The organism is Pseudomonas sp. GW821-FHT09A09 (genome assembly GCF_059418405.1).
On record NZ_JBWKPU010000003.1, the window covers coordinates 229,745 to 242,318 of the forward strand.

The window sequence follows — 12,574 nt, forward strand, 5'->3', positions numbered from 1 at the left end:
CGCCTGGGTGCAGCGTAGTTCAGGTGCTTCAGTCTTTCTCTACAAAACGCTTGGATTCATCGCCGATCAGGGCCAGGTGAATCACGCCTGGCTGGCTGGGAAAGTTGGGGGAATCCCCCGAAGCGTTTTCCATCACGGGGATGTCGATGAGCGCTCGCTTGTGTGCCGGGTCCTTCACCCATTTGGCGTCCAGCGTTTCGACGGCGCGCCAGCCGTCGCCGCCGATGTGCATCACGTCCACCAGTGTGTAGTGCTCCTGGTCGTCTTCCGTTACGGCGGGTGTAAAGGCCGCAATGTATTGGCGGTAGGTGTTGCCCTTGTCGAACCCTTCGACGGTGAAGACGGCCAGGGTGAGTTGGTCCGCCGTGCCTACGTTCAAGTCCTGCACCTGGGTGGCCTCGGGATAACCGCTGGCAAAACCGTCCTTGAGCAATTCGACCAAGCGGCCAACCTGCTCTGCCACCGGCTGGGGAACCGGGTTCTCGGCGGCATGGGTGAGCGTGCAGGCGAACAGCAGGCTGGCTGGCAACAGGCGCAATGTCATGAGGCTGAATCCGCAAGAGAAAGAGAGGTTTAACCATTACCGCGTCCACCGCGGGTGTGCATTTGCTCAAATGGCTCTACGGCCGTCAAGCCGACCTGTTCTCACCTATCAGTTTTGCTTCATCGACGTATTAATAGTTTTCAACAACACTTTTCTCAATAGATGTTTCTAATCATGTATGTTGAATCTCACCTCGGGTGGTCCTCCATCACCCGACAGATGGGTTGAGGTCATACGATGAAATTCACCAATGTCTTGAGCAGCAACGGTAAGGCCTTGCCTGCGTTGATCGATGCCGACGGCCAGCGCTATTGGCCACTGAGTGAGCTGGCCGTGCCATTTTCCGGCAGTCTGGAGCAATTGATCCGTCAGTGGGATCACCTGAAGGCAGGGCTCACCCCACACGGCGACGGCCTGCCGCTGGAAGGCGTGACCCTCCTCGCACCGCTCTCCCCCACGCGAAATATCTTTTGCGTCGGCAAGAACTATCACGAGCACGCGGCGGAATTTAGCCAATCGGGTTTCGACCACAGCGCCAAGGACGGGGAAATTGCCCCGCAGTTTCCGGTGATCTTCACCAAGACCCCGGAATCGGTGATCGGCCATCACGCCACGATCCCCTTGCACGCCTCGGTCACGCGCCAGCTGGACTATGAAGCTGAGTTGGCGGTGATCATCGGCAAAGGCGGCAAAGGCATTTCCCGGGAAGACGCCTACGCTCACGTATGGGGTTACACCATCATCAACGACATGACCGCGCGCGACCTGCAGAAGAACCACCGCCAGTGGTTCCTCGGCAAATCCCTCGACGGCTTGTGCCCCATGGGCCCTTGGGTGGTCACCGCCGATGTATTCAACCCCCAGGACGCCACGATTGAATGCTGGGTCAACGGCACGCTTCGCCAGCAGGCCAATGTCCGGGACCTGATCTTCGATATCCCCGCGCTGATCGAATGCCTCTCTGCCGGCATCGAGCTCAAGCCGGGCGATGTGATCAGCACCGGTACGCCTGCAGGCGTCGGCATTGGTTTCACCCCGCCGCGCTTCCTGCAGGCCGGCGACACCGTGCGCATTGCCATTGAGGGCATCGGCACACTCGAAAACCGCATTGCGCAGCACTAGTCCACCCACTTCACCACACGAGAAACGGCAATGAGCTTGAAAGACAAGATTATCGGCACCCTGGGTTTTGGCACCGCGCCCCTGGGCAACATGTTTCGCTCAATCGACGAAGAGGAAGCCGCTGCAACCGTCGCCGCAGCCTGGGACCAGGGCATTCGCTTCTTTGATACGGCACCGCTCTACGGCGCCGGGTTGTCCGAGACCCGTTTGGGCCGGGCGTTGGCGCAACATCCTCGCGATTCCTATACCCTGGCCACCAAAGTCGGCCGCCTGGTCTCTGACGAGGTGAACCCCGACCCAGGCTCAGGCCCGTTCAGCCAGGGCAACCCCAACAAGATGCTCAGCGACTACAGCGCCGACGCCACCCTGCGCTCCATCGAAAGCAGCCTGGAGCGCCTGGGCACCGACCGCCTCGACATCGTGTTCGTGCACGACGTGGCTCAGGACACCCACGGCGATGAATGGATCGAGCACTTCAACATCGCCCGCAAAGGCGCTTTCAAAGCCCTGACCCGGCTCAAACAGGAAGGCGTCATCAAGGCCTGGGGCCTGGGTGTTAACCGCGTAGAGCCCTGCGAGTTGTTGCTGGACCTGGAGGACGTGCGCCCGGACGGTTTCCTGCTCGCAGGCCGTTACACGCTGCTCGACCATGAGCAACCCCTGCAACGGCTGTTCGCCAAGGCCCAGGCCAAGGGCGCCGAATTTGTCGCGGGTGGGCCTTACAGCTCAGGCGTACTGGTGGGCGGCAAACACTTCGAATACCAGCCTGCGTCCGCCGCGATGCTCGACAAAGTGGCAAAAATCCACGCCCTTGCCCAGCAGTACCACGTGGACATCAAGGCCGCGGCCTTACAGTTCCCGCTGGCCAACCCGCTCGTGGCCGCCGTCATCCCGGGGGCCAGCCGCCCTTCGCGGATTATCGAAGACACCCAAGCGGTCAATGCCGTGATCCCGCCTGCGTTCTGGCAGGCCATGAAAGAGCAGGGTTTTATCCACCCCAACGCCCCCATCCCGGGCAGCCACTGACAGGAGCCTTCCCATGCACCCGCATAACACCGCGATTGTCTTGATCGAGTACCAGAACGACTTCACCAGTCCGGGCGGGGTCTTCCATGACGCTGTCAAAGACGTGATGCAGTCCTCCAACATGCTCGCCAATACCGCGACCACCGTCGAGCAGGCGCGCAAACTCGGCGTGACGATCATCCACATGCCGATCCACTTTGCCAAAGGCTACCCGGAGCTCACCACGCGCTCCTACGGGATCCTCAAAGGCGTGTCGGACGGCCATGCGTTTCTCGCTGGCACCTGGGGCGCTGAAATCACCGACGCCCTGCCCCGTGATCCCGTGGATATCGTGATCGAGGGCAAGCGCGGGCTGGACGCCTTTGCCACCACCGGCCTGGACCTGGTACTGCGCAACAACGGCATCCAGAACCTGGTGGTCGCAGGCTTCCTGACCAACTGCTGCGTCGAAGGCACCGTGCGTTCCGGTTATGAAAAGGGCTACGACGTGGTCACCCTCACCGACTGCACCGCCACCTTCAGTGACGAACAACAGCACGCCGCCGAGCAGTTCACCTTGCCGATGTTTTCCCAGACCCTGCAACACGGCGCGTTTCTGCAAGCGCTGAACGCCGGATAAAAAAAGGGGCGACTCCCACAGGAGTCGCCCCTTTTTTCCGTGTTCAGATCACTCGGTGGGCGCGTATTGCATCTCGCCGTTGCCGAAGGACCAGTCTTCGCGCTTCACGTCCACCAGGCTGATCCACACGTCTTCCTTGCGCAGCCCGGTCTTGGCGTGGATGCCTTCGGCGATGAATTTGTAGAAAGCCTTTTTCACTTCGATGGTGCGCCCGGCGTTCCAGGTGACCTGGATAAACACGATTTTTGGCGTGTAGGAAATGCCCAGGTAGCCGGCCGCCGGGTACACCAACTCATCCTTGGCATGGCGGTTGATGATCTGGAATTTATCGTGCTCCGGCACGTTGGCAACGCTCGTCATTGCGGCATACACCACATCACCGATGGCGGCTGCGGTTTCGGCGCTGGTGTCGGCAGCCAGGTCGATTCGAACTAAAGGCATGGGGAAATCCTTAACGGGTCAATGGCCAATCCAGGTCGGTGGCCGGTGATACAACGCTAGTCTCGACGCCATGATTCATCAAGCGCATAATTTTCGAAAAGATGATGAGTAATACGCATGCTATTCCAGGACCTGAAAGCCTTCGTCACGGTGATTGAAAGCGCTTCACTGACCAAAGCGGCGCAGAGCTTGTGCTTGACCCAGTCCGCCGTGTCCCGCCGCATCCAGCACCTGGAAGAGACCCTGGGCGAAGCGCTGCTCGATCGCACCACCCGCCCGCCCTTGCCAACGGCCATGGGACACCGCGTGTACGAATTGGCCGTGGGCCTGTTGCGCGACGCCGAGCATTTGCTCAGCCTGCCTCAAGAAAGCGCAATGCCCAGCGGGCGATTTCGCGTGGGGCTGACGCAGATCGTCGCGGACGCCGTGATGTTTGACGTAGTCACCCGCATGCGCGAGCAACTGCCGAGCCTTGAATTGCAGATCATCACCGACTGGAGTTCCGAACTGGAGCAGCAGATGCTGACCGGGGAGTTGGATGCCGCCACGCTGATGTTGCCGGCGTCCAGCCGCCCACCCGCTGCGCTGGAAGGTCAACGGGTGACCACCCTCGATATCCTGGTGGTGCAGAGCCAATCAAAACCCCTGGTGAATGCTGCCACCCAGATCAAACACCTGGCCGCTCAAGAATGGGTGCTCAACCCCAAGGGCTGCGGCTATCGGGCGGCCCTGGAGGCGGCCATGGGCGGGCGCGGGCACACGCTCAAACTCGCGGTGGACACCCACGGCGCCGCCATGCAAATGCGCATGGTCGCGGCAGGCCTGGGCCTGGGGCTGATCCCGGCGACGCTGTTGCCCGGCAACCCGTACGCGCACGCGTTGTCGGTGGTCAGCATCGAGGACTTCCAGCTCAAGATGGGCATCTGGGTCACGCACTCGCCACGCCCGGGCAACTTGCGACTGGCCAATCAGTTGCTGATCCAGGCCATCACCGACGGCCTGGGTTAGGCGCCCTCACGGCGCAACTGGCGTTCCAGGGCATACCCCTCGCTCAGCTCACCCACCAGTTCGCCCCGCCGCAGCGGCTCACCGCAATGCTCACACAATGGGCCCAAGCCAGCAGGCTGGCCGCAGGGCACATGGATGTAATTCACCGCCCTGTCCTCGCCCGGGGACTTGCACCAGGTTTCGCCCCAGGCGCGCAACGCCAGTACCACCGAATAGAACCCCTCGCCTTTTGGCGTGAGGAAATATTCGTAGCGCAAAGGCCGCTCGCTGTAAGGCCGGCGCTCCACCATCCCATCGGCTTCCAGGCCTTTGAGGCGCGCAGCAATCATTTGCGGCGTGCCGCCGCTTTGTACCTGGATTTCGTCGAATCGATGGTTGCCCATGAACAATTCGCGCAGCACCAGCACCGTCCAACTGCTGCCCACGATCTCCTCCGCGCGGGAGACCGGGCACAGGGTTTCAGGCGCAAGTTTCTTCTTCAACGACATACGGACGTTGCCTCTGAAAAGTAACTATGATTATCATAGCATAACGCAGACGGGCACCCCGAACGGCTTATGCGCCTCTGAATGCTTTGGAAAACGGATTATGACGCCCCCCGTTTACCCCTCGCCACAGGTTCGTTGTTCACCAAGGCTTCAGTTTTTCAACAGTCTCACGTTCACACTATCCGTTAGTGCGGTGAAAGCGCCGTTGCTAGGCTCGGCGCTCGCATTCACCCAAAGGCTGGAGAAAAACATGATGCTTGGCAAAACCCTGATTCGCACCCTGACGTGCCTGGTGCCGCTGGCACTGACACTGCCCGCCTACGCTGCCGTTCCCCTGCAAGGCACCTGGACCCTCACCGCCTCGGACAACATCAACCCCGATGGTACCCGCGTTCACCTGTACGGCGATGACCCGCAAGGCACGCTGAATTTCGACGCCACCGGTCATTACTCGCTGCAGATCATGAGCAAAGTGCGCCCCAGGTTCGCCGCCAATGACAAGAGCAAAGGCACCCCCGAGGAGTACCGCGCAACAGTCGTGGGCACCCAATGCCACTTCGGCACCTACACCGTCAACGAGAAGGACCACACCATTACCCTGCATGTGGAGCACGCCACCTACGCCAACTGGGAAGGCGCCAAGCTGACCTGGCCCTACACCGTCGATTCCGAGCACGCCACGTTTACCGTCCCGCACCCCACGATTGGTGGCCCGGGCGTGTACGGCGAAATCGCCTACGTGCGCACCCACTGATCCAACGCCACACACCGCCAGGGATTCGGCGGTTCCACCCACTCACTCACAGGCAGGAACCCCATGCCCATCGATCTGGACCTGGACGTGCTACGCACCCTGATCGCCGCCCAGCAACTGGGGGCCATGAACCGTGCGGCCGATAAGGTCGGGCGCTCCCAGTCGGCCGTCAGCCAGCAGATCCAGAAGCTGGAGCACCGCATCGGCCAACCGCTGTTTCGCAAGCAAGGTCGCGGACGTGTGCTCACCGAGGCCGGAGAAATATTGCTGGCCTACGCCCGGCGCATGATTGACCTGAACGACGAGGCCGTCACCGTGATCAGCGGCATCAAAGTCAAAGGCGTGGTGCGTTTCGGCTTTTCCGGAGACCTGGTCCACACCTGGCTGCCCCTGGCGTTGCAGCAGTTCAAATGCTGCTACCCCAACATCCGCATCGAAGCCACGGTAGACCGCAACGTCGCGCTGATCGAGCGCCTGGAAAAGGGCCAGCTTGACCTGAGTGTGTTGCTCAGTGGCAAGGTCAGCGTGGAAGCCCAGGTGTTGTCCACCGTGCCGATGGCGTGGATCGGCCGCCCCGGCGACCAGTTGAAGGCCGGCGAACCGGTGCAACTGGCGGTGCTGGAAGCGCCGTGTTTCTTCCGCACGGCGGCGATCAATGCGCTGGATGAAGCGGGGATCCCCTGGGAAATCGCGTTTACCACCGCCAACGTCTCCGGCTTGTGGGCGGCGGTCAATGCCGGCCTGGGTATTACCTTGCGCACGCAGATGAGTGCGCCCCAGGGCCTGGAAGCCATCAGTGCCACCCAAGCCTTGCCGGCGCTGCCCTCCGTGCATGTGTTCCTCAGCTCAGCCGGGCGCGCCTTGACCCCGGCGGCGACGTGCCTGAAAGACGTGCTGATGCAGACGCTTCACTCGCTCTCCAGCACAAACTCGTAATACGCCCGCTTGAACGGCAACGGCATCCCGACCTGAGCAGACAACTCATCTTGCTCAGCACGGTCCTCATAGACCACTTGCAACGACTGCTTGACCCCAAACACCGCGTCCGAGCCCAGGTACGGGTCGCCCTCGGTAAACAGGTGCGTGACCAGCCGGGTGTAACCCGGACGTTCCAGCACGAAATGCACATGCCCCGGCCGCCAGGCCAGGCGCTGGGCGGCGTCGAGCATGCGCCCCACCGGCCCGTCGGTCGGCACCGGGTAGCACACCGGCAAAATGGTACGAATCGCGAAATTGCCGTTGGCGTCGGTGCGGTAGCGGCCGCGCAGGTTGCCAGTGGGTTGGTCGACATCCTGCCCGGAATACATGCCATTGCTGGCGGTCTGCCAAACATCCAGCACCACATCGGCCATGGGTTGACCGTGAGTATCCAGCACACGCCCGTGGATCAGCGTGGCGTCGCCCGGGGTGAATGCCATGTTTTCACCAAAGGCGCGGTCCGGCATGCCGTCGATATAGAACGGCCCGAACACCGTGGTTTCGGTGCCGTTGGCGACTTGGCGATGGTTGATCTCATCCACCAGCATCGACAGCCCCAGGGTGTCCGACAGCAGGATGAATTCCTGGCGGATAAACCCATCGCACATATGGCCGGTATCGGTCAGGAAGCGAATGCCCTCCCACCATTCCTCCTCGGTCAGTTCCACCTCGTCGGCAAACGCGTGCAGGTGGCGCACCAGGCTTTGCATGACCTGTTTGAAACGCGGGTTGGGCGCGTTTTCGAAGCTCTTGAGGGCTTGTCGGGTGATCGATGACATGGTGTGCGTGCTCCGAGGCGGTGACGGTTACTGATGGAACGCCTCGGTGCGCGCCTTTATTCCATGAAACCTGCTACAGCATCGGCGTACTGCTGACCACCCGCAGCGCCAGGCCCTCATAGGCATCCAGGGTGATGGTGAAATCCCCTTCGGCAGTCAGGTCGCCCTCGACCCGTTCATTGATGATGTCCACCACCGGCCCGGGCGCAATGTCGGGCAGGTGCAAGGTTTCGGTGATGGGTGTCGCGCCAAAGTTCAGCGCGGTGATTTGCGTGCCCTTCCCGGCCGGCAGTTCGTGGACCATCACCAGCAAGCCGGGGTGCTCCACATCGGGCACCAGGATCTGGCGGCTGGCGGCGATGTCGTAGGCCCGACGTACCGCCAGAATTTTCTGCAGCTGCGACGCGAAGGATTCAGGGTCCTGCAGCTGGCTGTTCAAGCTGCCATACAAGGTTTTCGAACGCGGCATTTGCCCTGCGGAGAGCACCGCCTCGGGGTTCAGGTCCACCAAGTCATAGGCACCGCGATGGATCCAGCGCGTATCGCCATCGGTCATCAGGTGCGCCACCTCATCGGCTGCGAGCGGCAGAGCGCCCACTAGGTCCCAGCCGGACAAGGCAAACACCCCGGGCTGCATCGCGTTGTACATCACCAGCAGCAAATGGATCTGGCGGATCTGCACGATATCGGCGGGCGTGATGGCTTCCAGGTCGCGAATGCCCAGCGCAGCGGTGATGATACTGGCGGTGGTGCAGGACACACCGTTGGTCACGAACTTGAGGTTGTACGGTGCCTGTTCTCCGGCCAAACGCTCGTACATCTGCTCGCGGATGTGCTCGCGCAGGCTGTTGCCGGGGAACGTCTGGCCTTGGTAGGGGTAACTGTCGTGGGCGTGCAAGGTCCAGAAATGCACCAGTTCCAGGGTCAGTTCGTCGTGGTTCTGCAGGGCGTGGATCAGCGAACCAGGGTCGATGCCCTGGCTGTGCATCTCGCGCAGCATCAGGCGCAGGAACTCGGTGTCACCCATCAGCAATGCATGCTGGTAAGCCGGGCGGGTGATGAAGTCATAGGACAAATCGGCGCCGCCGTGGGACATGGCGGCGATATCGTCGACCGTGAGGTTCAATTCCTGAAAGCTGAAGCCGCCGGCCTTGCGGATCGCACCGCCAAGCAGCTGGTTGCCGGTGATCGACAACGGGTGGCTTTCCGACCACGCGGTGCCGTCCAGCTTGCGCTCCACGCCGAGAAAGCCATTGGCATCCAGGCGCAGGATCTTCGCGCCCATCACATCAATGGCGTGCAGGGCATCACCAATGATCATCTGCTGCGCGGCAAACGAAGGGTCCAGCCAATTCAGCGACGGCTGGCCCTCCTTGAAATAGTGCAGGTACACCCAGCGGCGTGGTTTGCCATCCACACCCACCACCACTGGCGTGGCGCTCCAATCGGTTTCCTTCACCCCGGGCTCGAAGAAGATCACCCTTTGCAACTGGCCGACGATGTAATGCTTGTCGCGCAACGCATCGACCTGCTGCGGGCTTGAGTTCTGCGCATCACGCCCCGGGGTGATATCCGGCAACAGCGCCCAGTCTTCTTCTCGGATCTCCACCATGTGGTACAGGCCGGGATAGTCTTCATAGGCCATTTCGGCGAGGCGGAAGTCGGCGCCCTTGCCGGTGTGGGACGGGATCACGTCGTCGATGATCACCGCGTTGTGCGCGGCGGCCATGCGTGTCAGGGCCTGCAACTGCGCCTCGGTGCCCAGTTGCGGGTCGATCTCGAAGCTGATGCGGTCGAAATTACCGTCGATGGTCGGCGTGTGTTCGGTACCCGACAGGCCACCGGACTTTTTCAACGGGCCGTTATGAATGCCCTGGATGCCGATTTTCGACAAGGCCTGCCATAGTGCCTCGTCGCCCAACGCTTCGAGCACCGTGCCGTTTTCACGGGTGACGATGGACGCCGGGTACGCGGTGAACCACACCGATGACAACGCCGACGCATCGCGCGGCCGCGTCTGCGCATAGGGTTGCTGCCACAACCGGCCCTGCCCCGAATACAGCCTGGCCCGCTGGCGCGCCGCGTGCAGCATCGATTGTTCCACCAGCCAGTTCACATGGTCCTTGTCCGCCGCCGTCATAAGCCTGATACCTGCCGTCGTGAAAGGTTACTCGTAAGCATAGGAGCGGCAACGGGCGGCATTCGTTGCATTGGATATCCCGGGCAGTCAGGCCAGTTGCCGATACTGCCTGGGCGTAAACCCGGTCAACGCCTTGAACTGGCGGGTGAACGCACTGTGATCGGTGTAGCCGCATTGCAGCGCCACCTCGGTGATCGGCAGGTCGGTATGCAACAGCCGGTGCGCGTGTTCCAAGCGGACTTTCTGGATCATCTGGCGCGGTGTCAGGTGGAACACGCGCTTGCAGTAGCGCTCCAGCTGCGCCACGGAAATCCCGGCGATGCGGGTCAGTTCACCCAAGGTGACGCGGCGGTTGAAGTGCTGGCGGATGTGCTCGTCCACCGCCGCCAGGCGCTGGTACGCCGGGTGGGTTTCGCTGGCCGATTGCAAGTCCACCGAAATACCGGCCAACCCGATGATCTCGCAGGCGTGGTTGTACAACGGCCACTTGTGGGTCAGGCACCAGCCGGGTTCGCGGCTGCCGTACAGGTGCAACTCCAACTGATCTTCGAGCACCAGGCCTTCTTCAAGCACGCGCCGGTCCTGCTCGGTGTACCCCGGCCCCAGTTGTGCGGGGAACACGTCGGCGCTGGTTTTGCCCAGCAATGGTTGCAGCTGCCGCAGGCCGCAGCGTTGCACCAGGGTGCGGTTGGCAAGCACGTAGCGCGCGTCGACATCCTTGATAAAGATCGCCGCGTTGGGGATCACATCCAGCATCGGCAACAGCTGCGCCACCCCGGCCAACAGCTGCTCGATGCTCTGGGGGCGATTGGCCTCGTCCCCCTGGCAAAGGCTTGCAAACGCGCTTTGCAGCATGACTTTCACCCTCTGATTCTGGCACTGACGCCGAGCAGATTGCCCCATGCCCAGGGCGCTGTCGAGCGCCGGCCATTGTGCCGAATTCGTCATTCCCGCTTGCGTAAAACATCAATCGCGGCCGGGCTGATCGGTTCACGATATCGCCACTGCATGCCTATCCAATAACTCACAAGAAGGCGCCAACATGTCAGGTCAAGGCAAGTTCAAGAAACAACTTTCACTGATGGACCTCACCTTTATCGGGCTGGGTGCCATCTTCGGTTCGGGCTGGTTATTCGCGGCCAGCCACGTGTCGGCCATCGCAGGCCCGGCCGGGATTTTTTCCTGGTTGCTCGGCGGTTTTGCCGTGCTGTTGCTGGGCATTGTCTACTGCGAACTGGGTGCTGCGTTGCCTCGTGCCGGTGGCGTGGTGCGCTACCCGGTCTACTCCCACGGCCCGTTGCTGGGCTACCTGATGGGCTTTATCACGCTGATCGCGTTTTCAAGCCTGGTGGCGATTGAAGTGGTCGCCTCGCGCCAATACGCAGCGGCGTGGTTCCCCGAGCTGACCAAGGCCGGTTCCAGTGACCCGACCACCCTCGGCTGGCTGGTGCAGTTCGCCCTGCTCTGCCTGTTTTTCATCCTCAACTACCGCAGCGTCAAGACCTTCGCCATCGCCAACAACCTGGTGAGCGTGTTCAAGTTCATCGTGCCGTTGCTGGTGATAGGCGTGCTGTTCACCTTCTTCAAGCCGGCGAACTTCCAGGTCCACGGTTTTGCGCCGTTCGGCCTGTCGGGGATTGAAATGGCGGTCTCGGCCGGGGGCGTAATCTTCGCCTACCTGGGCCTGACGCCGATCATCTCGGTGGCCAGCGAGGTGAAGAACCCGCAGCGCACCATTCCCATCGCCCTGATCCTGTCGGTACTGCTGTCCACCGCCATCTACGTGCTGCTGCAAACCGCCTTCCTCGGCGGCGTGCCCACCGAAATGCTCGCCAACGGCTGGGCCGGGATCAGCAAGGAACTGGCCCTGCCTTACCGCGACATTGCCCTGGCCCTGGGCGTGGGTTGGCTGGCCTACCTGGTGGTGGCCGATGCGGTGATCTCTCCCAGCGGCTGCGGCAACATCTACATGAACGCCACGCCGCGTGTGGTGTATGGCTGGGCGCAGACCGGCACGTTCTTCAAGATCTTCACGCGTATCGATGAGAAATCCGGCATCCCGCGCCCGGCGCTGTGGCTGACCTTTGGCCTGTCGGTGTTCTGGACCCTACCGTTCCCGTCCTGGGAAGCGCTGATCAACGTGGTCTCGGCTGCGCTGATCCTGAGCTACGCCGTGGCCCCGGTCACCGTCGCCGCCCTGCGCCGCAACGCCCCCGGCATGGTGCGCCCGTTCCGGGTCAAGGGCCTGGGCGTGCTCGGCCCGCTGTCGTTCATCATCGCGGCGCTGATCGTGTACTGGTCGGGGTGGAGCACCGTGTCCTGGCTGCTCGGCCTGCAGATCCTGATGTTCGTGGTGTACCTGTTGTGCGCGCGCTGGGTGCCCACCGCCCACCTGAATCTCAAGCAACAAGTGCGCTCGTCGGCGTGGCTGATCGGCTTTTACGCGGTGACCATCCTGCTGTCCAAGCTCGGCAGTTTTGGTGGCATCGGCGTAATCAGCCATCCGTTTGACACGGTGGTCGTCGCGGTCTGCGCCTTGGGCATCTATTACTGGGGCGCGGCGACTGGTGTGCCGGCGCACCTGGTACGCCTGGAAACCGAAGACGACGAAAGCGAAGCCGTCAGCGAAGCCCCCTACCGCGCCCCACTGTCCCCGGCTACCCATTGATGGAGCG

13 protein-coding genes are annotated in these 12,574 nt (G+C 61.9%); 7 read left to right on the forward strand and 6 right to left on the reverse strand.

Translation table 11 applies throughout. The features are described 5' to 3' along the window. Positions 1–28: 28 nt before the first annotated feature. The gene (locus tag AC07OV_RS04100) at positions 29–544 is read right to left on the reverse strand and encodes a hypothetical protein (protein WP_176995986.1); all 516 of its coding nucleotides are present in this window, start codon (positions 542–544) and stop codon (positions 29–31) included. 237 nt (positions 545–781) lie between these two features. Between AC07OV_RS04100 and AC07OV_RS04105 the strand changes: the two genes are divergently transcribed. The 3 genes from AC07OV_RS04105 to AC07OV_RS04115 are packed head-to-tail and all read left to right on the forward strand — an operon-like array spanning position 782 to position 3,311. Further along, the gene (locus AC07OV_RS04105; RefSeq protein WP_495091638.1) at positions 782–1,666 is read left to right on the forward strand and encodes a fumarylacetoacetate hydrolase family protein; all 885 of its coding nucleotides are present in this window, start codon (positions 782–784) and stop codon (positions 1,664–1,666) included. Between the two features lie 30 nt (positions 1,667–1,696). Continuing rightward, positions 1,697–2,692 carry an aldo/keto reductase gene (locus tag AC07OV_RS04110; RefSeq protein WP_495091639.1) on the forward strand — a complete coding sequence of 332 codons (996 nt, stop codon included), beginning with the start codon at positions 1,697–1,699 and terminating at the stop codon, positions 2,690–2,692. Positions 2,693–2,705: 13 nt separating this feature from the next. Then, the gene (locus tag AC07OV_RS04115) at positions 2,706–3,311 is read left to right on the forward strand and encodes a cysteine hydrolase family protein (RefSeq protein WP_495091640.1); all 606 of its coding nucleotides are present in this window, start codon (positions 2,706–2,708) and stop codon (positions 3,309–3,311) included. 48 nt (positions 3,312–3,359) lie between these two features. Here AC07OV_RS04115 and AC07OV_RS04120 read toward each other — a convergent pair whose 3' ends face one another. Further along, positions 3,360–3,752, reverse strand: a complete 393-nt coding sequence (locus AC07OV_RS04120) for a tautomerase family protein (RefSeq protein ID WP_176995982.1) — start codon at positions 3,750–3,752, stop codon at positions 3,360–3,362. A gap of 117 nt (positions 3,753–3,869) precedes the next feature. Here AC07OV_RS04120 and AC07OV_RS04125 point away from each other — a divergent pair, with 117 nt between their 5' ends. Further along, positions 3,870–4,760: a LysR family transcriptional regulator gene (locus AC07OV_RS04125; RefSeq protein ID WP_495091641.1), complete on the forward strand. Its 891-nt coding sequence runs from the start codon at positions 3,870–3,872 to the stop codon at positions 4,758–4,760. On the opposite strand, the gene AC07OV_RS04130 is transcribed toward AC07OV_RS04125, so the two are convergent. After that, entirely contained in the window at positions 4,757–5,248 is a 492-nt protein-coding gene (locus tag AC07OV_RS04130; protein WP_259171471.1) for a winged helix-turn-helix transcriptional regulator, read from the reverse strand. The two genes, AC07OV_RS04125 and AC07OV_RS04130, sit on opposite strands and share 4 nt — an antisense overlap. A 250-nt stretch (positions 5,249–5,498) precedes the next feature. Here AC07OV_RS04130 and AC07OV_RS04135 point away from each other — a divergent pair, with 250 nt between their 5' ends. Together AC07OV_RS04135 and AC07OV_RS04140 are read left to right on the forward strand one after the other, a co-directional pair. After that, complete coding sequence (locus AC07OV_RS04135; RefSeq protein WP_495091642.1) at positions 5,499–6,002, forward strand: lipocalin-like domain-containing protein; 504 nt, start codon at positions 5,499–5,501, stop codon at positions 6,000–6,002. A gap of 63 nt (positions 6,003–6,065) precedes the next feature. Continuing rightward, positions 6,066–6,938: a LysR substrate-binding domain-containing protein gene (locus AC07OV_RS04140; protein WP_176995979.1), complete on the forward strand. Its 873-nt coding sequence runs from the start codon at positions 6,066–6,068 to the stop codon at positions 6,936–6,938. On the opposite strand, the gene AC07OV_RS04145 is transcribed toward AC07OV_RS04140, so the two are convergent. The 3 genes from AC07OV_RS04145 to AC07OV_RS04155 all read right to left on the reverse strand — a co-directional run bounded on the left by AC07OV_RS04145 (position 6,911) and on the right by AC07OV_RS04155 (position 10,754). After that, entirely contained in the window at positions 6,911–7,759 is an 849-nt protein-coding gene (locus AC07OV_RS04145; protein ID WP_495091643.1) for a dioxygenase family protein, read from the reverse strand. The two genes, AC07OV_RS04140 and AC07OV_RS04145, sit on opposite strands and share 28 nt — an antisense overlap. Before the next feature lie 73 nt (positions 7,760–7,832). After that, positions 7,833–9,899, reverse strand: coding sequence for a maltose alpha-D-glucosyltransferase (gene treS / locus AC07OV_RS04150; protein ID WP_495091644.1), 2,067 nt, complete (start codon positions 9,897–9,899; stop codon positions 7,833–7,835). A gap of 87 nt (positions 9,900–9,986) precedes the next feature. Further along, positions 9,987–10,754: a PAS domain-containing protein gene (locus AC07OV_RS04155; protein ID WP_495091674.1), complete on the reverse strand. Its 768-nt coding sequence runs from the start codon at positions 10,752–10,754 to the stop codon at positions 9,987–9,989. 187 nt (positions 10,755–10,941) lie between these two features. On the opposite strand from AC07OV_RS04155, the gene AC07OV_RS04160 reads away from it, so the two are divergent. Next, positions 10,942–12,567: an APC family permease gene (locus tag AC07OV_RS04160; protein ID WP_495091645.1), complete on the forward strand. Its 1,626-nt coding sequence runs from the start codon at positions 10,942–10,944 to the stop codon at positions 12,565–12,567. Positions 12,568–12,574: the final 7 nt, after the last annotated feature.

Bases quoted from the DNA above. Each gene is read 5' to 3' on its own strand.
- AC07OV_RS04110 (WP_495091639.1), top strand. From the start codon at position 1,697: ATGAGCTTGAAAGACAAGATTATCGGCACCCTGGGTTTTGGCACCGCG.
- AC07OV_RS04120 (WP_176995982.1), bottom strand. From the start codon at position 3,752: ATGCCTTTAGTTCGAATCGACCTGGCTGCCGACACCAGCGCCGAAACC.
- AC07OV_RS04125 (WP_495091641.1), top strand. From the start codon at position 3,870: ATGCTATTCCAGGACCTGAAAGCCTTCGTCACGGTGATTGAAAGCGCT.
- AC07OV_RS04105 (WP_495091638.1), top strand. From the start codon at position 782: ATGAAATTCACCAATGTCTTGAGCAGCAACGGTAAGGCCTTGCCTGCG.
- AC07OV_RS04135 (WP_495091642.1), top strand. From the start codon at position 5,499: ATGATGCTTGGCAAAACCCTGATTCGCACCCTGACGTGCCTGGTGCCG.
- AC07OV_RS04130 (WP_259171471.1), bottom strand. From the start codon at position 5,248: ATGTCGTTGAAGAAGAAACTTGCGCCTGAAACCCTGTGCCCGGTCTCC.
- treS (WP_495091644.1), bottom strand. From the start codon at position 9,899: ATGACGGCGGCGGACAAGGACCATGTGAACTGGCTGGTGGAACAATCG.
- AC07OV_RS04155 (WP_495091674.1), bottom strand. From the start codon at position 10,754: ATGCTGCAAAGCGCGTTTGCAAGCCTTTGCCAGGGGGACGAGGCCAAT.
- AC07OV_RS04145 (WP_495091643.1), bottom strand. From the start codon at position 7,759: ATGTCATCGATCACCCGACAAGCCCTCAAGAGCTTCGAAAACGCGCCC.
- AC07OV_RS04115 (WP_495091640.1), top strand. From the start codon at position 2,706: ATGCACCCGCATAACACCGCGATTGTCTTGATCGAGTACCAGAACGAC.
- AC07OV_RS04100 (WP_176995986.1), bottom strand. From the start codon at position 544: ATGACATTGCGCCTGTTGCCAGCCAGCCTGCTGTTCGCCTGCACGCTC.
- AC07OV_RS04140 (WP_176995979.1), top strand. From the start codon at position 6,066: ATGCCCATCGATCTGGACCTGGACGTGCTACGCACCCTGATCGCCGCC.
- AC07OV_RS04160 (WP_495091645.1), top strand. From the start codon at position 10,942: ATGTCAGGTCAAGGCAAGTTCAAGAAACAACTTTCACTGATGGACCTC.